Genomic DNA, 21867 nt, shown 5'->3' with positions numbered 1-21867 from the left:
TGGGCTGCGCCGCCGCGCCCGGTTCGGCAGCCCGCCGCGGGCGCCGTCTGCCGAAACCGGCGCGGCCTGAGGGAGCGGGGCGACGCGGAGGGGTCAGCCCAGCTGCACGGCGCCGAGCGCGAGGGCAGCGATCAGGGTCCAGGAGAGCAGGCCGACGGCGAGGGCGCGGCCGCCGGTGCGGAGAATCAAGCGGAGGTCGACGGCCGCACCGAGGCCGAACAGGGCGGTCGCGAGGAGGTACGTCTGCAGGACGTCCGCTCCGGCGAGAAGCCCGGCGGGGAGCGGCACGAACGTGCGCAGCAGGGTCGCCGCGAGGAAGCCGGCCACGAACAGGGGCAGGATCGGCGGCCGGGCGGCCGGGGCATCCGTTGCCGGGTCGCGCGCGTCACGGCGTCGTTCGCGCACCGCCACCGTCGCCACGATCGGCGCAAGCATGAGCACCCGGGTGAGTTTCACGACAACGGCCACCGCAAGGGCGGCCGGGCCGGCCACCTGGGCGGTCGCGACGACCTGGCCCACGTCGTGCACGCCGGCACCGACCCAGTGCCCGAACTGCAGGTCGGTCAGCCCGAGCGGATGCCACAGCACCGGGAGCACGGCGATCGCCAGGGTGCCGCACAACGTGACCAGGGCGATCGGGGTGGCGGTCTCCTCGTCCTTCGCCCTGACCACGCCGCTCATCGCTCCGATCGCGGAGGCGCCGCAGATCGAGAACCCGGTCGCGATCAGAAGCGGCTGGTTGCCCGGCAGGCCGAGCCTTCGGCCGAGCCAGAGGGTGCCGGTGAAGGTGAGCAGCACGATCGCGACGGTGGTGGCAATGGTCAGCCAGCCGAGACCGAGGATGTCGACCAGGCTGAGTTTGAGCCCGAGCAGAACGACGCCCAGCCGCATGATCCGGGTGGACGCGACGGAGAGCCCGGGCGCCAGGACGCCGGCCAGCGCGGGGCGGAGGGTCGGCAGCTGGCCGGCGAGGATGCCGAGCACGACCGCCACGGTGAGCAGCGGGAACCCGGGCACGACGGCGTGGACGGTCCCGGAGAGCAGGGCGGCAGCGGCCGCGACGAGCACACCGGGCAGCCACATTTCTCCGAGCCTACGCCGCCGGGAACCGGTCCCGCGCCCGCGCCTCTGCGCCGATCCCCGCCACCCGCCTGTGCCGTCCTCGCCGAGACGTGAGAAAAGCCGCCCTTTCCGGGGGAAAGGGCGGCTTTGCTCTCAGTTCGGCGGAAGTCCCGGGCCGGGGAGGACGCCGGGCCGGAAGGGCGCGGGGCGCCGGAGATCAGCGGTGGTGGAAGCGGGCGACCATCGGGCAGTCGAACGGGTCCCTGGCGGAGAGCCCGACCTTGTTCAAGTAGGCGATCACGATGCCGTAGGACTGGAACAGGCCGGTCTCGGTGTAGAGGATGTTGTGCGACTGGCAGTATTCCTTGGTGATCTCCTGCGCCTTCCGCAGGTGCGGGCGAGCCATGTTCGGAAACAGGTGGTGCTCGACCTGGTAGTTCAGGCCGCCCATGAAGGTGTCCATGAACGTGCCGCCGCGGATGTTCCGCGAGGTGAGCACCTGGCGGCGGAGGAAGTCGACCTTGCTCTCGTTCGGGAGTTGCGGCATCCCCTTGTGGTTGGGGGCGAAGGACGCTCCCATGTACACGCCGAAGACGGCGAGTTGCACGCCGATGAAGGCGAACGCCATGCCGAGCGGGAGGAAGTAGAAGATCACGGCGACGTAGAGCAGGATGCGGGTCGACAGCATGCTGATTTCGAGCCAGCGCTTGTCGACCTTGCCGCGACCGAAGACCGTCTTGAAGCCCTGCACGTGCAGGTTGAACCCCTCGGCCATCAGCAGCGGGAAGAACAGGTAGCCCTGCTTTCGGGTGACGAAGCTGCCGAGCCAGCTGACCTTCGCGGCGTCCTCCTCGCGGAAGACAATGAAGTCGGGGTCGATGTCGGGGTCCTTGCCGATCACGTTCGGGTTGGCGTGGTGGCGGCTGTGCTTGTTCATCCACCAGGCGTAGCTGATGCCGACGAACAGGTTGGCGAGGATGCGGCCGGCCCTGTCGTTGGCGGGTCCCGACTGGAAGACCTGGCGGTGCGAAGCCTCGTGGGCGAGGAACGCGAACTGGGTGAGGATGATGCCGAGCACGGCGGCGATGATCAGCTGGTACCAGCTGTCGCCGAGCAGCACGAAGCCGGTCGCGGCGGCGCCGGTGGCGAGCACCAGCATGGAGAAGACGAACCAGTAGAACCCGGTCGCGCGCTTCAAGAGACCCAGGTTGCGCACGGTGTGCAGCAGGGATGAGTACTCGGTCGTTGGATTCTTCGAGTCGCCACCCGGGCGGGTCTTGACGATGCGCACCGTGGGCACGACGGTTGTTTCCGACATGAGGCCTTTGTTTGGTATCTGGACTTCTCAGTCGGTAGGGGAGCAATTACTCGTAAAACAGATAACAGTCATCCTATGGGCGGGACCCCTGTCGAGGTGGGGGATTCACACGTGTTTCCCAGTCGTTATATGCCATCTGGGGCATATCCGGGGGGTATGAATGCGCCTTCCGGAACCAAAGAATCCGTCCCGAATCCTGCCCGATGCACGCCCGCGTCAGCGCCAGCTGGGCAGCCAGATGTGCAGCTGCCAGAACTGGAACGACGTTTGCATCCCGGTCCAGAGCGGGTAGAAGAAGGCGCTCACCAGCGCGGCGGCGATGAGGTAGCCCACGACGACACGGATGCCGGTGCGCCGGCCGCGCTCCGTGTCCTCCGTCGCCGCCGCATCCGTCGCCGCTGTCGCAACTGTCGCATCCGCCGCATCCGTCGCGACCGTCGCCGTCGTCGCTGACCGGTTCCCCAGCCCGGGCAGGAGACCGAGGAAGATGCCGATGACGCAGGTCAGGCCCAGCAGCAGGTAGGGCTCGAACGCGATCGTGTAGAACTGGAACACCGTGCGGCCGAGGTACATCAGCCAGGGCAGGTAGCCGCCGGCCATGCCCATCAGGATCAGGCCGACCCGCCACTCGCGGTACCGCGCGAGCCGGTAGACGAGGTAGAGGATCGCGGCGGTCGCGGCCCACCAGATCACGGGGTTGGCGATCCCGGTGATCGCCTCGGAGCAGGTCGTGAAATCGCAGCCGTCCTCGCCCAGGGCCGAGCCCTGATAGTACATGCTCGTCGGCCGGGTCATGAACAGCCAGGTCAGCGGGTTGGCCTGGTACGGATGCGGCGTCGCCAGGCCGACGTGATAGGTGTACGCGGCCACCTGATAGTGCCAGAAGCTCTGCACCGAATCGGGCACCCACGCCAGCGCGCCGGTCCAGGCGGCGCCGGGGGAGGCAGCCCAGTTGCGGTAAAAACCCTCCGCGGTGACGAACCAGCCGGTCCAGGAGAGCAGGAAGGTGGTCACCGCAGCGGGCACCAGCAGCAGGAAGGTGGCCGGAGCCTGTTTGAGCACGGCGGCACTCCACCAGAACGCGATGCCGGCCCGGCGGCGGGCGAGCGCGTCCACGACCACGAGGTAGAGGCCGAACGCGGCCAGGAAATACAGACCGGACCATTTGACGCTGCAGGCCAGCCCGAACGCGAGCCCGGCGGCGAGCAGCCAGGGCCGCCACCAGATGGTCGGGCCCCAGCCCGGCTCCCGCCCGGCGTCCCGGCGCCGGGCCATCCACTCGGCGAGCCGGGTGGAGTGCCGGTCCCGATCGAGGAGCACGGCCCCGAAACCGAGCAGCGCGAAGAACATGACCGAGTTGTCGAGCAGGGCGACCCGCGACATCACGATGGCGTTGCCGTCGATCGCGAACAGGAACCCCGCCACCACCGCGAGCACCGTCGACCCGAACAGCTTCTTCGCGACCAGCATCAGCAGCACGACCGCGAGCACGCCGATCACGGCGGTCGCGATCCGCCAGCCCCAGCTGCTCTCCGGCCCGAACGCGGCCATCCCCAGCGAGATCAGCCACTTGCCCAGCGGCGGATGCACGACGAAGGCCGGGTTCGTGCTGAAGATATCGGTGTGCCCCGCCGCGAAGAGCGTATCGGCCTTGTCCGGCCAGGTCGATTCGTAACCGTTGTTGAAGAGCGACCAGGCGTCCTTCACGTAGAACGTCTCGTCGAAGACCAGGGAGTGCGGGCTGCCGAGGTTCCAGAGTCGCAGGATCGCGGCCAGCGTGACCACCGCGAGGGGGCCGGCCCAGGAGAACCAGCGGCGATTGAGGAGCACCTGACCATCGTAGTGAGCCGCGACTGCGAGACTGGGAGCATGATCATCCTGGCAGCCACCCCGATCGGAAACCTCGGCGACGTCTCCCGACGGCTCGTCGAGGCCCTCACGACCGCGACGGTCATCGCAGCCGAAGACACCCGCGTCACCGTGCACCTGCTCAAGGCCCTCGGCATCGACAACCGGCCTAAACTGATCAGCCTGCACGACCACAACGAGCGCGGCAAGGCGGCAGAGCTGGCCGAACTGGCCCGCGACACGGATGTCCTCGTGCTCAGTGACGCGGGGATGCCCACCGTCTCCGACCCGGGATTCCATCTCGTCGACGCGGCGGTCGCCGCCGGCGTGGTCGTCTCGGCGCTGCCCGGCCCATCGGCCGTGCTCACTGCGCTCGCCGTGTCGGGGCTGCCGACCGACCGATTCACCTTCGAGGGCTTCCTCCCGCGCAAGCACGGCGATCGGGTCACCGCACTGCGCGAGGTGGCGGCCGAGCGGCGCACCATGGTCTTCTTCGAATCGCCCAACCGGCTCGCGGCATCCCTCACTGACCTTGGCGCCGTGCTCGGAACCGACCGCCGCGTGGTCGTCTGCCGGGAGCTGACCAAGTTCTACGAGGAAGTGAAACGGGGCACGGCGGCCGAACTGGCCGAGTGGGCTGCGGCAGGCGTCAAGGGCGAGATCTGCATCGTCGTCGCCGGCGCCGAGGCGCGCGTGCTCGACCTGCCGACCGGCGTCGCCGAGGTGCTCGCCCTCGTCGCGGCCGGTGCCCGCCTGAAGGAGGCCGCCGCGGATGTCTCCGCCGCGTCCGGCCTCGGTAAACGTGAGCTCTACGAGGCGGCGCTGCAGAAGAAGTCCGGCAGTCCGGCTCCCGCGAAGCCGGACTACTCCGACCTGCCCCTGGGCTGACCTGCCTGCCCCCGTCGAATTCGACGGAGATTTTTGCGTTTTCGCACCGGAATCGGCCCGGATGCCTCGATTCCAGCAAAATGTCCGTCGAATTCGGCAGGGGTTAGGGGTTGACGGTGTCTGGGAATAGTTGAGACCGGCTCATGGTTGAGGTTGTCAGGGGAGCGAGGAGGTGTGCGATGACCCGAGCGGTGAGGTTCTCCCGCTACGGCGGCCCGGATGTTCTCCAGATCCTTGAGGTGCCCGATCCCGTTCCCGGCCCGGGCGAGGTTCTCGTCGGCGTCGTGGCCGTCGGACTCAACCCGGTGGAGGCGGCCATCAGGGAGGGTCGTTTCGACGCGGAATGGCCCGCGCGCTTCCCGGTTGGACAGGGCAGTGACTTCGCCGGCATCGTTCGACAGCTCGGTGTCGGCGTCTCCGGTTGGAAGGTCGGCGACGAGGTGATGGGGCACACCGTCCGCGGATCCCAGGCCGAACTCGTCGCCGTTCCGGCGACCGACATCGTCCGCAAGCCCGATTCCCTGGCCTGGGAGGTCGCGGGCAGCCTCTACGTTGCCGGCGCCAACGCCTGGCGGGCGGTGCAGGACGTGAACCCGCACCCCGGCCGCACCGTGCTCGTGCACGCCGCCGCAGGCGGGGTCGGCGGCATCGCCGCCCAGCTTGCCCGGCTGCGCGGCGCCACCGTGATCGGAACGGCCGGTCCGGAGAGCTTCGACCGCCTCCGCCAGCTCGGGGTCGTTCCGGTAGAGTACGGACCGGGCCTCGCCGCGCGGCTGGCCAGGCTCGCACCGAACGGCATCGACGCCGAGCTCGATCATCTGGGCGACGATTCCCTCGCCAATCTCCGCTCGGCGGACACGACCGAAACCGTGCTGCTCGCGAAGATCGCCCGGATGGTGGCCGACCGCCAGATCGTCGTGCCGGTCGCGGCGATCTACCCCTTCGACCAGGTGCAGGATGCCTACCGCGAGCTTGAGGCCGGGCACGCCCACGGCAAGATCGTGCTCAGCCTGCACCCGGTCGGCTACGCCCGCCAGAAGGTGCGGGGCGTCGACGTGCGGGAATCCGAGGCCACCAGGGACGAGCCCGGCCGGGTCGCCGGCCCGCCCGCCCACGAGGTGCTGCCGCCGGTGTTCGGGCATCCGCGGAAGCACCCCGCGGACAGGGCGACCGAGTTCACCCCCGCTTCCGCCCCGGTGAGGGCCGACAGTGGGCTCGTACCGTAACAGGGCGGGCGTCATCCGCCGCTCCCAATAGGATGGGGGGCATGTCCGACGGCTCATCCTTCTACATCACCACGCCGATTTTCTACGTGAACGATGTCCCTCATATCGGGCACGCCTACACCGAGGTGGCTGCCGATGTGCTCGCGCGCTGGCACCGGCAGGCCGGCGAAGACGCCTGGCTGCTGACGGGAACGGACGAGCACGGGCAGAAGATCCTGCGCACCGCGACCGCCAACGGCGTCACTCCGAAGGAGTGGGCCGACCGCCTGGTCGAGACCGCCTGGAAGCCCCTGCTGCAGACCGTCGACATCCAGAATGACGACTTCATCCGCACGACGGATGAACGCCACGAGGTGAACGCGCAGAAGTTCCTTCAGCACCTCTACGACGCCGGCCACATCTACACGGGCGAGTACGAGGGTTTCTACTGTGTGGGCTGTGAGGAATACAAGCAGCCGAGCGACCTCATCGACGGCACCGGCGAATTCGTCGGCCAGCAGGTCTGCGCCATCCACTCCATCCCGGTCGAGCTCCTGCACGAGAAGAACTACTTCTTCCGGATGAGCACCTTCGCCGACCGGCTCCTCGCGCTGTACGAGGACAACCCCGATTTCGTGCAGCCCGCCGCCGCACGCAATGAGGTCATCTCCTTCGTCAAGCAGGGTCTCTCCGACCTGTCGATCTCACGCTCCAGCTTCGACTGGGGCATCAAGGTGCCGTGGGACGACAGCCACGTCGTCTACGTCTGGTTCGACGCGCTGCTCAACTACGTCACCGCCGCCGGCTATGGCCACGACGACGAGAAGTTCAGCCGGCTCTGGCCGGCCACCCATATCGTGGGCAAGGACATCCTCCGGTTCCACGCCGTGATCTGGCCGGCCATGCTCCTCGCGGCCGACATCGAGGTGCCCCGCCGTGTCTTCGGCCACGGCTGGCTGCTGGTCGGCGGCGAGAAGATGAGCAAGTCCAAGCTCACCGGCATCGCTCCGAGCCAGATCACCGACACCTTCGGCTCCGACGCGTTCCGCTACTACTTCATGCGCGCCATCAGCTTCGGCCAGGACGGGTCATTCTCCTGGGAGGACCTCTCCGCCCGCTACCAGTCCGAGCTTGCGAACGGGTTCGGCAACCTCGCCTCCCGCGTGATCGCCATGGTCGTGCGCTACTGCGACGGCGAGATCCCGACCCCCACGGTCTTCTCCGAGGACGACGAACTGATCCGCGCCACCGAAAAGCGGGCCACGGATGCCGCGGGCGAGGCAATCGCCCGCCTCGCCATCCACGAGGCGATCGCCGCGATCTGGGAGCTGGTCGACGAGCTCAACGGCTACATCACCATCCAGGAACCGTGGGCCCTCGCCAAGGACCCCGCCAACCGGGCCCGGCTCGAAGCCGTGCTGTTCACCGCCGTGCGCGGACTCGGCACGCTTGCCGTGCTGCTGTCCCCGGTCGTGCCTCAGGCCACCGCGAAGCTCTGGCAGGCGCTCGGCGGCACCGGCGAGCTCCCCGACGTGCGCATCGACCAGGCCTGGCAGTGGACCGGCGGCACCCACGTGTCCCCGCTCGAGGCGCTGTTCCCCCGCATCGAGGCCATGGTTGGCTGACCAGGGCGCCGCGAGTGGCGACCTGCGCTATCCGCCGCTGCCGGAGCCGCTCATCGTCCCGGTCTATGACAACCACACCCACCTCGACCCTTCAACCGGCTCAGGACGGGGAATCGCCGACGGCGACGAGGGACTGAGCGTGGCCGAGCAGCTCGACCGGGCATCCAGCGTCGGCATCCGCGGCGTCATCCAGGTCGGCGGTGACCTGGAATCCTCGCGCTGGGCGGCAGAGGCAGCCGCCGCGGAGCCGCGCATGCTCGCGGCCGTCGCCATCCACCCCAACGAAGCCCCGGCCTACGAGGCCGCCGGCACCCTGGACGACGCCCTGGCCGAGATCTCCGGGCTGGCCGCACGCCCCAGGGTCGTCGCCGTCGGCGAGACCGGCCTGGACTTCTTCCGCACCGGTCCAGAGGGCCATGCCGCCCAGCACCGGTCGTTCGAGGCGCACATCGAGATCGCGAAGCAGCACGGCCTCGCCCTGCAGATCCACGACCGCGACGCCCATGCCGAGGTCATCGAGACCCTGCTCCGCGTCGGCGCCCCCGAACGCACCGTGTTCCACTGCTTCTCCGGCGACGCCGAAATGGCCAGGATCTGCGCCGACAACGGCTGGTACCTCTCCTTCTCCGGCACGGTCACCTTCAAGAACGCGGGCAACCTGCGGGGCGCCCTCGCCGCGATCCCGCGCCGGCTGATCCTGGTCGAGACGGATGCCCCGTTCCTCACCCCGGTGCCCTTCCGGGGCCGCCCGAACGCCCCTTACCTTCTGCCGCACACCCTCCGCGCCATGGCCGACCACCTCGAAACGGATGTCACCATGCTCGCCGCGCAGATCTCCTCGAACACCGAGCTCGTCTATGGGCGGTGGGACGCCGAACCGGTGACCGCCCCGGACGCACTGTCCGCGACCATTCCCCGGGGAGGCATCGCGTGACCGAACCGAGGCACGGATACGCTGCGGGCGAGGAACCCGCAGCGCCGCCGCTCGACCTGCACGCCGGAGCCCCGGACGGTGACGCCGACCGCGCCAGGGGACGGCACGCCGCCCCCGTCGAGCCTGTCCCGGTCGTGGAGCCTGTCTCGGTCGTGGAGCCTGTCTCGGTCGTCGAGCCTGTCTCGGTCGTCGAGCCTGTCGAGACGGGGATCTCGACAAGCTCGATCACCGCAGGGTCGATCACCGCAGGCTCGATCTCGACAAGCTTGATCACCGAGGACGCGGCCGCCGGGAACCCGGGCGCTCCCGTCGCCGCTGCGTCGCCGACGTCCCGCAGCCTGCTCGGACCGGCCGAGATCCGCGACCTCGCCGAGATGCTGGGCGTCAACCCGACCAAGAAGCTCGGCCAGAACTTCGTCATCGACGGAAACACCGTGCGCCGGATCGTCAAGGTCGCGGCGATCACCGCCGCCGACACCGTCGTGGAGGTCGGCCCCGGCCTCGGCTCGCTCACCCTCGGCCTGCTCGAGACCGGCGCCCGGGTCGTGGCCGTCGAGATCGACGAACGACTGGCCGAGCAGCTGCCGCTCACGGTCGAACTCATTCACGAGGGCGCGCCGCTGACCGTCATCCGCGCCGACGCGCTCAAACTCACCGAGATCCCCGACGCGCCGACCCGGCTGGTCGCCAACCTGCCCTACAACGTCTCCGTGCCGGTGCTGCTGCACCTGCTCGAGCACTTCGCGTCCATCCGCGCCGGCGTGGTGATGGTGCAGGCCGAGGTCGGTGAGCGCCTCGCCGCCCCGCCCGGCTCGAAGGTCTACGGCAGCCCGAGCGTCAAGGCCGCCTGGTACGGGCAGTTCCGCACCGCGGGCAAGGTCAGCCGCCAGGTGTTCTGGCCGGTGCCGAACGTCGACTCGATCCTGATCGCCTTCCAACGACGCACCGAGCCGCTGGAAAGCGAAGACCTGCGCCTGGCCACCTTCGCCCTCGTCGACGGGGCCTTCCAACAGCGCCGCAAGATGCTGCGGCAGTCCCTGTCGAGCGTGCTCGGCGACTCGGCGACCGCGTCGACGATCCTGGCCGAGGCCGGGATCGACCCCACCGAGCGCGGCGAGCAGCTCACCGTCAACGACTTCCTCGCGATCGCCCGCGCCTGGCGCGCCCGGTAGCCCCCGGGGACGACCGTCCGGCGGCGTCCGTCTTCACCGGGCGGCGGCGCGCATCGCAGCGTGTCCGAGAATCCCATGCCCGAGAACCCCGTGACCGGCACCGGCACCGGCATCGGCGACAAGGCCGTCCGGTCCGCCACGGGGCGGTCGAGCGGCGACTGGTACGCCCTGCTCGGCGCCGCCGGCTGCAAGCACCCGGCGATCGCGGCCTGGCTGGGCGAGGAACACGGCGTCCCGCCCTGGTGGCGTCAGATGCTCACGGTCGGTTTCGAACAGGCCCGCTGGGCGCTGGGCCAGGCCGGGTCGATCCTGGCCGCGGCCAATCCCAGCCGCGCGGGAAAGACATCCGTCTCACTCACCCACCAGCGCCTGGCGGATGCCGCGGCGGTGGCCCCGGCACAGGCGGCGCTGCAGCGGTGGCTGGCCGCGGCCGGTCACGAGAAGCCGATGCGGCTGGGCTAGGTTAGTGACATGACCAACGCGGCCGCATCTCCCATGGTGCACGCGAGGGCACCGGGCAAAATCAACGTCTTCCTCAAGGTCGGCGCCGTGCTCGACGACGGCTACCACGAGGTGGCAACCGCTTACCAGGCGGTCTCACTCTACGAAGACGTGCGCGCCTACCCGGCCGACGACTTCTCGGTCGAGTTCAACGGATCGATCGACACCTCCGGCCTGGCCGTCGATGGCAGCAACCTCGCGATCAAGGCCGCTCGGGCGCTGGCCCGCAAGGCGGGCTTCCGCGGGGGAGTGCGCCTGGCCATCGAGAAGAACGTCCCGATCGCCGGCGGCATGGGCGGCGGGTCCGCGGATGCCGCGGCCACCCTCCTCGCCTGCGACGCCCTCTGGGGCACCGAGGCGACCAGGGAAGACCTGCTCGGCATCGCGGCCACCCTCGGCGCCGACGTCCCGTTCGCCTTCACCGGCGGCACGGCGATCGGCACCGGCCGCGGCGACCGGCTCAGCCCGGCCCTGGCCAAGGGGCAGTTCCACTGGGTGCTCGCCCTCGCCGAGTTCGGCATGTCAACGCCCGCCGTGTACAGCGAGCTCGACCGCCACCGCGAGCGGCACGCCCAGGACATCTTCCCGGCCCAGCTCCAGCCCACCGTCGACGCCAACGTGCTGCAGGCCCTCCGGGCCGGCGACCCCGCGATGCTCGCCGAATCGCTGCACAACGACTTGCAGGCGCCGGCGCTGCACCTCGCCCCTGGCCTCGCCCGGGTGCTCGAACTCGGCGAAGCGAACGGGGCGCTGGCCGGCATCCTCTCCGGATCCGGCCCGACCGTCGCGTTCCTGGTCCAGGATGCCGACACCGCGCTCGAACTGCAGGTCGCGTTGAGCGCCTCCCGCCTGCACGTCGTGCGGGCAACCGGCCCGGTGCACGGCGCCCGAATCATCCACGACTGACCGGCATCCGTTCGTTTCGTCGGCATATGTCGGGGGTCGCCCCGTCGAATTCGACGGAGATTTTGCCGTTAAGCGGGTTCTCCCGGTCCGAAACGAGCATTTTCGGTAAAATCTCCGTCGAATTCGACAATCGCCCAGCGGGAAGCTCGCGCCGGATCGTGCGCTCCGGGCGCCGGGCGCCGGAACGGCGGGCGTGCTGGCCTCACAGCCACGCCAGCTAAACTCGAAGGCTATGGCACATTTGCTCGGGGCCGAGTCCCTGCACCTTGAATTTCCCACCCGCGTCATCTTCGACAGCGTCACCGCCGGTCTCAACGAAGGCGACCGGATCGGCGTCGTCGGCCGCAACGGCGACGGCAAGTCCACCCTCATGCGTCTGCTGGCGGGTCGGATGGAACCTGACTCCGGCCGCGTCACCCGTCGTCGCGGCGTGACCATCGGCATGCTCGACCAGGCCGACGACCTCGCCTCCGGGCAGACCGTCGGCCACACCATCGTCGGCGGAATCGACGAGCACGTGTGGGCCGGTGACTCCAAGGTGCGCGACGTCATCGCCGGTCTCGTGCGGGACATCCCCTGGGACGCACTCGTCGACGACCTCTCCGGTGGCCAGCGCCGCCGGGTGGCGCTGGCCTCGGTGCTGATCGGCGACCACGACGTCATCTTCCTCGACGAGCCCACCAACCACCTCGACGTGGAGGGCATCTCCTGGCTGGCCGGCCACCTCAAGACCCGCTGGGCGACCAACTCCGGCGGGCTCGTGGTCGTCACCCACGACCGGTGGTTCCTCGACGAGGTCTGCAATATGACCTGGGAGGTGCACGACCGCCTGATCGAACCGTTCGAGGGCGGCTACGCCGCCTACATCCTCCAGCGCGTCGAACGCGACCGGATGAGCGCGGCTTCCGAGTCCAAACGGCAGAACCTGATGAAGAAGGAACTGGCCTGGCTGCGCCGCGGCGCCCCCGCCCGCACCGCCAAGCCCAAGTTCCGCATCGACGCCGCCAACGAACTGATCGAGAACGAACCGCCGCCCCGCGACACCGTCTCGATGCAGTCGATGGCGATGCAGCGCCTCGGCAAGGACGTCGTCGACCTGATCGACATCTCGGTCAAGTTCGGCGAGAAGACCGTGCTCAACAACGTCACCTGGCGGATCGCGCCCGGGGAGCGCACCGGCATCATGGGCGTCAACGGCGCAGGCAAGTCCACCCTGCTCAACCTGGTCGCGGGCACCCTGCAGCCGACGAAGGGCACGGTCAAGCGCGGCAAGACCATTAAGGTCGCCGTACTCACCCAGCAGCTCTTCGAACTGGAGGACATCCAGAACGACAGGGTCAGCGAGGTCATCGGGCGCCAGAAGACGAGCTACATCGCCGGAGGCAAGGAGATCACCCCCGGCCAGATGCTCGAGCGGATGGGCTTCATGAGCGCCCAGCTGACCACCCAGGTCAAGGACCTCTCCGGTGGCCAGAAGCGCCGCCTGCAGCTGCTGCTGATCGTGCTCGACGAGCCCAATGTGCTCATCCTCGACGAGCCCACCAACGACCTGGACACCGACATGCTCGCGGCGATGGAGGACCTGCTCGACTCCTTCCCCGGCACCCTCCTCGTGGTCTCGCACGACCGGTACCTGATCGAGCGCGTCACCGACAACCAGTACGCCGTGACCGAGGGCGCGTTCCGGCACCTGCCCGGCGGCGTCGACCAGTATCTGGAGATGCGCAAGCGCCAGGTCAGCGGGAACGACAAGCCGGCGGCGGCGAACGCGGCCAACACCTCAGGCGGCAAGGCGTCGCGCAAGCTCGCCATCGGCGGGGCCGACCTGCGCAACGCCCAGAAGGAGCTCGCCTCGATCGACCGGAAGGTCGCGAAGCAGAACGCCCGGATCGCCGCCCTGCACGAGAGCCTCGCCACCCACGACCAGGCGGACTACGACGGCCTCGGCGCGCTCGGCACCGAACTGCAGGGACTGGAGACTTCCATCGCGGGCTTCGAAACCCGCTGGATCGAACTCTCTGAGTTGATCGAGGGCTGAATCGCAGATGCTGTTACCGCGTGTGTCGCAGCGGCCCGCGCGGTGCAGCATCCCTCGATAGCCTAGAAGCGTGCCTCGCAATGCAGCGGCACAGACTCCCACCCCTCCTTCGACGTGGTTTCCCTGTGCCCGAACTGCCCGGCAGAAACTTCGAACACAGCAAAAAGGGGAACCCATCGTGAAAAAGAAACTTCTGGCCGCCCTCGCGGTCCTTCCGCTCGTGGCCCTGCTCGCCGGCTGCTCCGGCGGCGCAGCGGACGGGTCCGGCGCCGCGGCATCCGGCGACGACACGGTCGTGAAGATCGGCGTCGTCGGGGCCAGCGACCCGTACTGGGCCGTCTACGCCAAGGCCGCCGCGGCCGAGGGGATCACGGTCGAAATCGTCGACTTCGCCGTGTTCGAGCAGCCCAACCCGGCGCTCTCCGCCGGCGAACTCGACCTCAACCAGTTCCAGCACATCGTCTACCTGGCCGACTACAACGTGTCCAGCAAGCAGGACCTCGTGCCGATCGGCGCCACCGCGATCTACCCGCTCGGCCTCTACTCGACCAAGCACAAGAAGGTCAGCGAGATCAAGAAGGGCGACACCATCGCGGTGCCGAACGACGCGAGCAACCTGGCCCGCGCGCTGCTCGTGCTGCAGTCGGCGAAGCTGGTCACGCTGAAGGACGGCGGCACGATCTTCTCCACCCTCGACGACATCGACGCCGGCAAGTCGAAGGTCACCGTCACCGCGCTCGAGGCGTCGCTCACCGCGACCTCGCTGCCCGACGTGGCGGGCGCGGTCATCAACAACGACTTCGTCGAGAAGGCCGGCCTCAAGTTCAGTGACGCCCTCGCCCAGGACGACCCGGCCGACCCGAACTCGCTGCCGTACGTGAACGTCTTCGCGGCCCGCGCCGAGGACAAGGACAACGCGACCTACCGGAAGCTCGTCGAGATCTACCAGACCACCAAGGCCGTGCAGGATGGCGTGCTCGCGGTGTCCGGCGGCTCGGCCGAGCTCGTGCAGACCCCCGTCGCCGACCTCGTGTCCTCCCTCGCCAAGGTCGAGAAGGACACCAAGGCCCAGAAGTAGCCCCGCCCGGTCCCCGCCCGGTCCCGTTCCGGTCGAGAGCGCCCGTTCACAGCAAGTCAGTTAGGACGCCCATGCCTGCCCCCAGCCCCGTCGTCGAACTCCGTGACGTGAGCAAGACCTACCCGCCCACGACCAAGGGGGGTGCGGAGGTCGTCGCGATCGACGGCGTCAGCCTCACGGTCGACGCCGGCGACGTCTACGGCATCATCGGTTACTCCGGTGCGGGCAAGAGCACGCTCGTGCGCCTCATCAACGCCCTCGAACGGTCCACCAGCGGGGAGATCCACGTCAACGGGCAGGACATCGCCCGGCTCCCCGAGCGGGAGCTGCGCCCGGTGCGCCTCGGGATCGGGATGATCTTCCAGCAGTTCAACCTGCTCGGTTCCCGCACCGTGGCCGCGAACGTCGGCTACCCGCTCGAGGTGGCCCGCCGGCCCAGGGACAAGCGCACCGCGCGCGTCGCCGAGATGCTCGACTTCGTCGGCCTCAGCGACAAGGCCCGCGCCTACCCCGACCAGCTCTCCGGCGGCCAGAAGCAGCGGGTGGGCATCGCCAGGGCACTCGCGAGCCAGCCCGGCATCCTGCTCGCCGACGAGGCCACCAGCGCGCTCGACCCCGAGACGACGCACGAGGTTCTCGACCTGCTCGGCCGGGTCAACAAGGAATTCGGGGTCACCATCATCGTCATCACGCACGAAATGGATGTCATCCAGACCCTGGCCACCAAGGTCGCCGTGATGGACCAGGGCCGGGTGATCGAACGCGGCGACGTGTTCGACGTCTTCTCGAACCCGCAGCAGCCGGCATCCGCCCGCTTCGTCTCCACCGTGGTGAAGGGTCTCCCCTCGGAGGGGGAACTCACGGTGCTGCGTCACCGCCACCCCGGCCGGATCGTCACCCTCGCCTTCCGCGACAGCAGTGTCGACCAGGCCAGGGTTTTCGGGGAGTTCGCCGCCGCCGGCATCACCTTCGAGGTCGTCTACGGAGGGATCAACGAGATCCAGGGCCGCTCATTCGGTCACCTCACCCTGGCGCTGACCTCCGGCCCGGACGCCGGCCGGGCCGGGGACGCCGACGCGAACATCGACGCCCTCCTCGACCGGGTGCGAACGCTCACGACCGTGACGGAGGTGCGCTGATGGATGCCCTGGTCGACCTGCTGCCCGAACTGTGGAAGGCCGCGGGGGAGACCCTCTACATCGTCGGTTTCACGCTCTTCTTCGGCGGCCTCGGCGGCCTGCTCGTCGGCCTCGGCCTCTACCTGACCCGGGCCGGCAGCATCCTCGCCAACAAGCCCGTCTTCGTGGTGCTCAACCTGTTCGTGAACATCGTGCGCCCGATACCGTTCATCATCTTCCTCGCCGCGGCGCAGCCCCTGGCCCGGATGGTCGTCGGCACCGGCATCGGCAACAACGCGATCATCTTCACCATCTCGCTTGCGGCCTCCTTCGCGATGGGGCGGATCGTCGAACAGAACCTCCTCACGGTGACGCCCGGCGTGATCGAGGCTGCCCGCAGTGTGGGCGCCGGGCCGCTCCGGATCATCTTCACGGTGCTTCTGCCCGAGGCGCTCGGCCCGCTCATCCTCGGCTACACCTTCATCTTCGTCGCGCTCGTCGACATGTCCGCGGTCGCCGGCTATGTCGGCGGCGGCGGCCTCGGGAACTTCGCCTTGCTGTACGGCTACCGTCAGTTCAACCCGGTCGTCACCTGGGCGGCGGTGCTGCTGATCATCGTGCTCGTGCAGCTCGTGCAGTTCCTCGGCAACTGGCTGGCCCGGAGGGCTTTCCGCCGCTGACAACCGCGACACCCGAACGAGGGGAGAGTGCCACGGACTGTTCCCGCGCCGGACAGCATCCGTTCACTCCTCGGAAAGGTGCCGCCACCGGGATCGGCCTGGCGGGCCGAAGTAGACTGGACCATGACTTCCGAGGGCTTTGCCGAGATCGAGCGTAAATTCGACGTTAATCCGGCGACGCCGTTGCCGCCGTTGCACGACCTGCCCGGCGTCACCCATGTCGCCCCGCCGGTCGAGCACCACCTGGACGCCCTCTACTTCGACACCGCCGACCTGGCGCTCGCCCGCCGCCGGATCACGCTGCGCCGGCGCGCCGGCGGCGACGACGCAGGCTGGCACCTCAAGCTCCCCGTCGCCGCCGACGAACGCCGCGAGATGCGCGAGCCGGTCGGGGCCGACCCCGACGTGATCCCGGACGCGATCCTCCGCCTCGTGCGGGTGTACCTGCGCGGCCGGCCGCTGATGCCCGTCGTGCGGCTGCGCACCCTGAGGGTCGTGCACCACCTCGTCGGCCTGGACGACGCGGTGCTCGCCGAGGTCTGCGACGACTCGGTGCAGGCCGAACGGTTCGGGTCCGAACCGTTGAACCAGGCCTGGCGCGAATGGGAGATCGAACTCGTCGACGGGTCCCGCGGCCTGCTCGACGCCGCCCAGGAGAGGCTGTCGACCGTGGGAGTCGAGCCGGCCGCGAGCCCGTCCAAGCTCGCCCGAGCCCTCGGCGACCTCGCCCCTGCCGGCGCGCCCGTCGCGCCGGAACGGCCGGGGCCCGCCAGCTCGACCGGGGACGTGCTGCTGGCCTACCTGCGGGCGCAGGTGGAGGCGGTCACGGCCGAGGATCCCCTCGTGCGGGAAAGCGACGAAGAGGCCGTGCACCGGATGCGCGTGGCGACCAGGCGGCTGCGTTCGGCCCTGTCCACCTACGGTCCGCTCCTCGACGCGGGCGTCGCCGGCCCGCTCCGAGTCGAGCTGCGCTGGATCGCGGGCGTGCTCGGTCGCGCCAGGGACGCCCAGGTGATGCGCCAGCGCCTCACCCACCGGCTGGAACTCGAACCGGCCGGCCTCAGCGCCGGACCGGTCGCACCGCGGATCGACGAGCACTTCTCCACCGTCGTGCGGATCAGCGAGGCGGACACGCGTTCCGCCCTCGCCTCGGACCGCTACTTCCGGCTCCTCGACGCCCTCGACGAGCTACTGGCGTCACCGCCCCTGTACCGCACCGCCGACAAACCGGCGCGAAAGGTCGTGCCCGGCCTGGTCCGCGCCGAGTGGAAGCACCTTCGCGCGGCCGTGCGCGCGGCCCGCCGCGCCGCGGCAGGCACCGAACGCGACGAAGCCCTGCACGAGGCACGCAAACGCGCCAAGCAGCTGCGCTACGCGGCCGAGACGGCCGCCCCGCTCCGGAGCAAGCGGGCCACGCGACTCGTGGCCGCGGCCCGGCAGGTGCAGGATATCCTCGGCGACCACCAGGACAGTGTCGTCGCGCGCGGCGAACTGCTCGGCCTCGGCATGAAGGCGTTCCTGTTCAACGAGAACGCATTCACCTACGGGCGGATGCACGCCGTCGAGGAGGCAGGCGCGGCCGGCACCGAGGCCCGGTTCTTCACGGCCTGGAAGGACTTCCCCTCCGCGTCAATCGACAAGTAGGCATCACCGACGGTCAAGCGTGTGTCGAATTCAGGAGAACAGCTCGAATCCAGGTCCGCGGCAGGCATCCGTCGCACTGTTCCGGGCTGTACACCTGAATTCGGCACGTGCCGGCACTGAGCTCACGGATAGGTTCAACCACCGGCGGGGAACGTGCTTCAGTCGAAGTCGAGGCTGAGCTTGCGCAACAGCCCGGCCAGACGGTCCTGGTCGCTCGCCGACAGGGTGGAGAGCAGCTCGGCCTCCGCGTCGACCAGCCGGGTGATCGCGGCATCCACCCGGGTCAGGCCGGCCGGGTTCATCCCGACGAAGATGCCCCGCCCGTCGTTGGGATCGGTGCGCCGGGTGACCAGCCCGCGCTCGACGAGGCGGTCGATCCGGTTGGTCATCGTGCCGCTGGAGACCAGGGTCTGCTGCAGTAGGGCCTTCGGGCTCAGCTCGTAGGGTGCGCCGGCCCGGCGCAGGGCCGAGAGCACGTCGAACTCCCAGGACTCCAGTTCGGAGCGGGAAAACGCGGTGCGCCTGGCCCGATCCAGGTGTTTGGAGAGCCGGCCGACCCGGGACAGGACCTGCAGCGGAGCGAAGTCGAGGTCGGGGCGTTCCCGCAGCCAGGCGTCTACGATCCGGTCGACTTCGTCATGGGCGGGCATCATTCCATTATCCGGCCTCGGGGTGGCCCTCGTTGCTCGCTGCGCGCCGCGCACGATACTTCTGGCAGACTTGTCAGCGTTGGTCGGCCCCGGGCCGGCGAATTCCGCCGTGGTGTAATGGCAGCACGACAGCCTTTGGAGCTGTTAGGTCCAGGTTCGAGTCCTGGCGGCGGAGCACTGGTTTCAGACCAGTGGCGCTCCTTACGGTCGTACCGGCCGGCAACACGACAAGCAAAGAGGAAACCACGTGACAGATTCCCGACTCGCTATCGTCGTTCTGGCCGCAGGCCAGGGCACCCGCATGAGGTCCAGTACCCCGAAGCTGTTGCACCAGCTGGCCGGGCTGCCCATCCTCAGCCACGTCCTCGCCACCTCCCGCGCGCTGGGCGCCGCCCACGTCGTCACCGTCGTGCGTCACGAGAGGGATCTGGTCGCCGCCCTGGTGGCCGAGGACCTGCCCGAGAGCCTGATCGTCGACCAGGACGAGGTCCCCGGCACCGGCCGGGCCGTGGAGCTGGCCGTCGCGGCCCTCCCCGCCGATTTCGAGGGCGACGTCCTCGTGGTCTCCGGCGATGTGCCGCTGCTGAACTCCGCCACCCTGGCCAGCTTCGTCGCCGCGCACCGCGAGCGTGAGGTCTCCGCCACGGTGCTCTCCTCATTCCCTGAAGACTCCACCGGTTACGGCCGCATCGTGCGCTCCGAGACGGGCGGCTTCGACCGCATCGTCGAACAGAAGGATGCGTCGGCCGACGAACGCCAGATCGCCGAGACCAACGCGGGCGTCTACGCCTTCGGCATCGCCGAACTGCGCGAGCAGCTCGCGCGACTCACCACCGACAACGTGCAGGGAGAGAAGTACCTGACCGATGTGATCGGGCTGCTCCGCGACGCCGGCTCGTCCGTGCGCGCCGTGCCCGTCGCGGATGCCTGGCTCGTCGCCGGCATCAACGACCGCGCCCAGCTCAGCGAGACCGCACGCCAGCTCAACGGTTTCATCGTGCACGGCTGGCAGCTGGCCGGCGTCACCGTGCAGGACCCGGCCACCACCTGGATCGACCTCAAGGCGCAGCTCGCACCGGACGTGACCATCCTGCCCGGAACCCAGATCCGCGGCGCGACGGTGATCGAGACCGGCGCCGTGATCGGCCCGGACACCACACTCCTGGACTGCGAGGTCGGCGAGAACGCGGTGGTCACGCGCACCGACGCGACGCTCGCGGTGATCGGCGCCGGGGCATCCGTCGGCCCGTTCTCCTATTTGCGGCCCGGTACCATCCTGGGCGCGGACGGCAAGATCGGGGCGTTCGTCGAGACCAAGAACGCCACCATCGGCGCCGGCAGCAAGGTGCCGCACCTGAGTTATGTCGGCGACGCCACCGTCGGCGAACAGTCCAACATCGGGGCAGGCACGATCTTCGCCAACTACGACGGCGTGAACAAGCACCGGAGCGAAATCGGGTCGCATGTGCGCACCGGGTCGCACAACGTGTTCGTCGCGCCGATTAGGATTGGGGACGGGGCATACACGGGGGCCGGCACAATCGTCCGCAAGGACGTGCCGGCCGGGGCTTTGTCCCTGAGTGTGGCCCCACAACGCAATATGGACGGCTGGGTACAGACCAACCGCCCGGGAACCGACGCGGCGGCGGCCGCGGCAAAGAGCGGAGACTAGGTGTCTGGAATCAAGACCAGCGGCGAAAAGCGACTTGTATTGGTTTCGGGGCGAGCTCACCCGCAACTGGCACTGGACATCGCCACGGAGCTTGGTACCGAACTCGTCCACACGGACGCCCGCACCTTCGCGAACGGTGAGATCTACGCCCGCTTCGATGAGAGCGTGCGCGGGAGCGACACCTTCGTCATCCAGTCGCACACCAACCCGATCAATGAATGGCTGATGGAACAGCTGATCATGGTCGACGCGCTCAAGCGGGCCTCCGCCAAGCGGATCACCGTGGTCGCGCCGTTCTACCCGTACGCCCGCCAGGACAAGAAGGGCCGCGGCCGCGAGCCGATCTCCGCCCGCCTCGTCGCCGACCTGTTCAAGGTCGCCGGCGCCGACCGGATCATGGCGGTCGACCTGCACGCCGCCCAGATCCAGGGCTTCTTCGACGGCCCCGTCGACCACCTCTTCGCCATGCCGGTGCTGCTCGAGCACTTCAAGGAGAAGCTCGACCCGGCCACCCTCACCGTTGTCTCGCCCGACATGGGCCGCGTGCGCGTCGCGGACATCTGGAGTGACAAGCTCGGCGCCCCGCTGGCCATCATCCACAAGCGGCGCGACCCGCTCGTGCCCAACCTCGTCTCCGTGCACGAGATCGTCGGCCAGGTCGACGGGCGCGTCTGCCTGATCGTCGACGACATGATCGACACCGGCCGCACGATCGTGCTCGCCGCCGAGGCCCTGCGCAAGGCCGGCGCCATCGGCGTCGTCGTCGCCGCGACCCACGCCGTGTTCAGCCACCCGGCGTTCGAATTGCTGCAGAACCCGGCGATCTCCGAGGTCGTCGTCACCGACACCCTGCCGATCCCGATGGAGAAGCGGTTCCCCACGCTCACCGTGCTGCCGATCGCCCCGCTGCTGGCGCGCGCGATCCACGAGGTGTTCGACGAGGGGTCGGTCACGTCGATGTTCGAGGGCGCCGCGTAGGCACCGCATAGGCACCGAGCGGTCACTGGCCGGTCGTCGACGGATGTCGGTGGCCGGCCATCGTCGTACCTGGTCTCGGTTGCGCAGGGGGTGGCCGTCCCGGCCGCGGCGTACGTGGTCCTGGCCTAGGTGGGGATGCTGGTCTCCGGCGCCCGCGGCGCGGAGGGGATGATGCCGAGTGGAATGACGTAGGTCTCACGCTCGTTGCGGTCGAGCGCGTAGCACTGCCAGCCGAGCCCGCCCGGCCCGGTCAGTTCGAAGCGGGCGTCCGACCCGACCGAATACGGGTAGAAGTGCGGGGTCGCCACCCGGCAGGTGTTCTCGGCCGTCGTCGTCGCGACCCGCGCCGTGGTCAGGATGCCCGGCACGATCAGCGCCACGAGTCCCAGCACGACGACGATGCGCATGAGCGTGAGGGCGCGCCGACCGCGCAGGGGCCGGTCGGCATCCTGCGGCTCGTAGCCGGAGAGTTCGGGGTGCTCGTCGCTCATGATCGTCCAAGTATCGCAAACCCGCTGGTCGGTGGTCGAGCTTGTCGAGACCATCTTGC

The 21867-nt window shown here is 69.1% G+C and carries 19 protein-coding genes and 1 tRNA gene; 15 read left to right on the top strand and 5 right to left on the bottom strand.

The window, feature by feature from the left end:
- Nucleotides 1-93 precede the first annotated feature (93 nt).
- The 3 genes from E3T48_RS03700 to E3T48_RS03690 all read right to left on the bottom strand — a co-directional run bounded on the left by E3T48_RS03700 (nucleotide 94) and on the right by E3T48_RS03690 (nucleotide 4210).
- Nucleotides 94-1083 (bottom strand): YeiH family protein, encoded by a 990-nt coding sequence (locus tag E3T48_RS03700; RefSeq protein WP_134522501.1) that lies wholly within the window; start codon nucleotides 1081-1083, stop codon nucleotides 94-96.
- 196 nt (nucleotides 1084-1279) lie between these two features.
- Nucleotides 1280-2380 carry a fatty acid desaturase family protein gene (locus tag E3T48_RS03695; protein WP_134522500.1) on the bottom strand — a complete coding sequence of 367 codons (1101 nt, stop codon included), beginning with the start codon at nucleotides 2378-2380 and terminating at the stop codon, nucleotides 1280-1282.
- A 216-nt stretch (nucleotides 2381-2596) separates the two neighbouring features.
- On the bottom strand, nucleotides 2597-4210 hold the full coding sequence (locus E3T48_RS03690) for a dolichyl-phosphate-mannose--protein mannosyltransferase (RefSeq protein ID WP_134522499.1): 1614 nt from the start codon (nucleotides 4208-4210) through the stop codon (nucleotides 2597-2599).
- Nucleotides 4211-4249: 39 nt separating this feature from the next.
- Here E3T48_RS03690 and rsmI point away from each other — a divergent pair, with 39 nt between their 5' ends.
- The 12 genes from rsmI (at nucleotide 4250) to E3T48_RS03630 (ending at nucleotide 18017) form a co-directional block, all read left to right on the top strand.
- Nucleotides 4250-5116 (top strand): 16S rRNA (cytidine(1402)-2'-O)-methyltransferase, encoded by an 867-nt coding sequence (gene rsmI / locus E3T48_RS03685; protein WP_134522498.1) that lies wholly within the window; start codon nucleotides 4250-4252, stop codon nucleotides 5114-5116.
- Nucleotides 5117-5295: 179 nt separating this feature from the next.
- On the top strand, nucleotides 5296-6342 hold the full coding sequence (locus tag E3T48_RS03680) for an NADP-dependent oxidoreductase (protein WP_134522497.1): 1047 nt from the start codon (nucleotides 5296-5298) through the stop codon (nucleotides 6340-6342).
- A 41-nt stretch (nucleotides 6343-6383) separates the two neighbouring features.
- Nucleotides 6384-7946, top strand: coding sequence for a methionine--tRNA ligase (gene metG, locus E3T48_RS03675; protein ID WP_134522496.1), 1563 nt, complete (start codon nucleotides 6384-6386; stop codon nucleotides 7944-7946).
- A complete protein-coding gene (locus E3T48_RS03670; protein ID WP_134522495.1) occupies nucleotides 7939-8880 on the top strand; it encodes a TatD family hydrolase in 942 nt (313 codons plus the stop codon). The genes metG and E3T48_RS03670 overlap by 8 nt, the downstream gene beginning before the upstream one ends.
- A 374-nt stretch (nucleotides 8881-9254) precedes the next feature.
- Nucleotides 9255-10052 carry a 16S rRNA (adenine(1518)-N(6)/adenine(1519)-N(6))-dimethyltransferase RsmA gene (gene rsmA / locus E3T48_RS03665; RefSeq protein WP_241986642.1) on the top strand — a complete coding sequence of 266 codons (798 nt, stop codon included), beginning with the start codon at nucleotides 9255-9257 and terminating at the stop codon, nucleotides 10050-10052.
- 60 nt (nucleotides 10053-10112) lie between these two features.
- A complete protein-coding gene (locus E3T48_RS03660; RefSeq protein WP_134522494.1) occupies nucleotides 10113-10514 on the top strand; it encodes a hypothetical protein in 402 nt (133 codons plus the stop codon).
- 9 nt (nucleotides 10515-10523) lie between these two features.
- Nucleotides 10524-11459, top strand: a complete 936-nt coding sequence (locus E3T48_RS03655; RefSeq protein ID WP_134522493.1) for a 4-(cytidine 5'-diphospho)-2-C-methyl-D-erythritol kinase — start codon at nucleotides 10524-10526, stop codon at nucleotides 11457-11459.
- Nucleotides 11460-11691: 232 nt separating this feature from the next.
- On the top strand, nucleotides 11692-13497 hold the full coding sequence (locus tag E3T48_RS03650) for an ABC-F family ATP-binding cassette domain-containing protein (protein ID WP_134522492.1): 1806 nt from the start codon (nucleotides 11692-11694) through the stop codon (nucleotides 13495-13497).
- Nucleotides 13498-13675: 178 nt separating this feature from the next.
- Nucleotides 13676-14575 (top strand): MetQ/NlpA family ABC transporter substrate-binding protein, encoded by a 900-nt coding sequence (locus E3T48_RS03645; protein WP_134522491.1) that lies wholly within the window; start codon nucleotides 13676-13678, stop codon nucleotides 14573-14575.
- A gap of 71 nt (nucleotides 14576-14646) precedes the next feature.
- Nucleotides 14647-15714, top strand: a complete 1068-nt coding sequence (locus E3T48_RS03640; protein ID WP_134522490.1) for a methionine ABC transporter ATP-binding protein — start codon at nucleotides 14647-14649, stop codon at nucleotides 15712-15714.
- The gene (locus E3T48_RS03635; protein WP_134522489.1) at nucleotides 15714-16373 is read left to right on the top strand and encodes a methionine ABC transporter permease; all 660 of its coding nucleotides are present in this window, start codon (nucleotides 15714-15716) and stop codon (nucleotides 16371-16373) included. The genes E3T48_RS03640 and E3T48_RS03635 overlap by 1 nt, the downstream gene beginning before the upstream one ends.
- Nucleotides 16374-16496: 123 nt before the next feature.
- On the top strand, nucleotides 16497-18017 hold the full coding sequence (locus tag E3T48_RS03630; protein ID WP_134522488.1) for a CYTH and CHAD domain-containing protein: 1521 nt from the start codon (nucleotides 16497-16499) through the stop codon (nucleotides 18015-18017).
- A gap of 158 nt (nucleotides 18018-18175) precedes the next feature.
- Here E3T48_RS03630 and E3T48_RS03625 read toward each other — a convergent pair whose 3' ends face one another.
- Nucleotides 18176-18670, bottom strand: coding sequence for a MarR family winged helix-turn-helix transcriptional regulator (locus E3T48_RS03625; protein WP_134510846.1), 495 nt, complete (start codon nucleotides 18668-18670; stop codon nucleotides 18176-18178).
- Between the two features lie 100 nt (nucleotides 18671-18770).
- On the opposite strand from E3T48_RS03625, the gene E3T48_RS03620 reads away from it, so the two are divergent.
- The 3 genes from E3T48_RS03620 (at nucleotide 18771) to E3T48_RS03610 (ending at nucleotide 21317) form a co-directional block, all read left to right on the top strand.
- Nucleotides 18771-18842, top strand: a tRNA-Gln gene (locus tag E3T48_RS03620).
- Nucleotides 18843-18914: 72 nt separating this feature from the next.
- Nucleotides 18915-20339 (top strand): bifunctional UDP-N-acetylglucosamine diphosphorylase/glucosamine-1-phosphate N-acetyltransferase GlmU, encoded by a 1425-nt coding sequence (gene glmU, locus E3T48_RS03615; protein ID WP_134522487.1) that lies wholly within the window; start codon nucleotides 18915-18917, stop codon nucleotides 20337-20339.
- Nucleotides 20340-21317 (top strand): ribose-phosphate diphosphokinase, encoded by a 978-nt coding sequence (locus E3T48_RS03610; protein ID WP_134522486.1) that lies wholly within the window; start codon nucleotides 20340-20342, stop codon nucleotides 21315-21317.
- 125 nt (nucleotides 21318-21442) lie between these two features.
- Here E3T48_RS03610 and E3T48_RS03605 read toward each other — a convergent pair whose 3' ends face one another.
- A complete protein-coding gene (locus E3T48_RS03605; protein ID WP_241986636.1) occupies nucleotides 21443-21808 on the bottom strand; it encodes a hypothetical protein in 366 nt (121 codons plus the stop codon).
- Between the last annotated feature and the right edge of the window lie 59 nt (nucleotides 21809-21867).

The organism is Cryobacterium fucosi (assembly GCF_004403515.1).
Taxonomy (GTDB): domain Bacteria; phylum Actinomycetota; class Actinomycetes; order Actinomycetales; family Microbacteriaceae; genus Cryobacterium; species Cryobacterium fucosi.
This window is presented reverse-complemented; position numbering and strand designations above follow the sequence as displayed.

Bases quoted from the DNA above. Each gene is read 5' to 3' on its own strand.
- E3T48_RS03700 (WP_134522501.1), bottom strand. From the start codon at position 1,083: ATGTGGCTGCCCGGTGTGCTCGTCGCGGCCGCTGCCGCCCTGCTCTCC.
- E3T48_RS03630 (WP_134522488.1), top strand. From the start codon at position 16,497: ATGACTTCCGAGGGCTTTGCCGAGATCGAGCGTAAATTCGACGTTAAT.
- E3T48_RS03605 (WP_241986636.1), bottom strand. From the start codon at position 21,808: ATGAGCGACGAGCACCCCGAACTCTCCGGCTACGAGCCGCAGGATGCC.
- metG (WP_134522496.1), top strand. From the start codon at position 6,384: ATGTCCGACGGCTCATCCTTCTACATCACCACGCCGATTTTCTACGTG.
- rsmA (WP_241986642.1), top strand. From the start codon at position 9,255: ATGCTGGGCGTCAACCCGACCAAGAAGCTCGGCCAGAACTTCGTCATC.
- E3T48_RS03635 (WP_134522489.1), top strand. From the start codon at position 15,714: ATGGATGCCCTGGTCGACCTGCTGCCCGAACTGTGGAAGGCCGCGGGG.
- E3T48_RS03625 (WP_134510846.1), bottom strand. From the start codon at position 18,670: ATGATGCCCGCCCATGACGAAGTCGACCGGATCGTAGACGCCTGGCTG.
- E3T48_RS03655 (WP_134522493.1), top strand. From the start codon at position 10,524: ATGACCAACGCGGCCGCATCTCCCATGGTGCACGCGAGGGCACCGGGC.
- E3T48_RS03680 (WP_134522497.1), top strand. From the start codon at position 5,296: ATGACCCGAGCGGTGAGGTTCTCCCGCTACGGCGGCCCGGATGTTCTC.
- E3T48_RS03650 (WP_134522492.1), top strand. From the start codon at position 11,692: ATGGCACATTTGCTCGGGGCCGAGTCCCTGCACCTTGAATTTCCCACC.
- rsmI (WP_134522498.1), top strand. From the start codon at position 4,250: ATGATCATCCTGGCAGCCACCCCGATCGGAAACCTCGGCGACGTCTCC.
- E3T48_RS03640 (WP_134522490.1), top strand. From the start codon at position 14,647: ATGCCTGCCCCCAGCCCCGTCGTCGAACTCCGTGACGTGAGCAAGACC.
- E3T48_RS03695 (WP_134522500.1), bottom strand. From the start codon at position 2,380: ATGTCGGAAACAACCGTCGTGCCCACGGTGCGCATCGTCAAGACCCGC.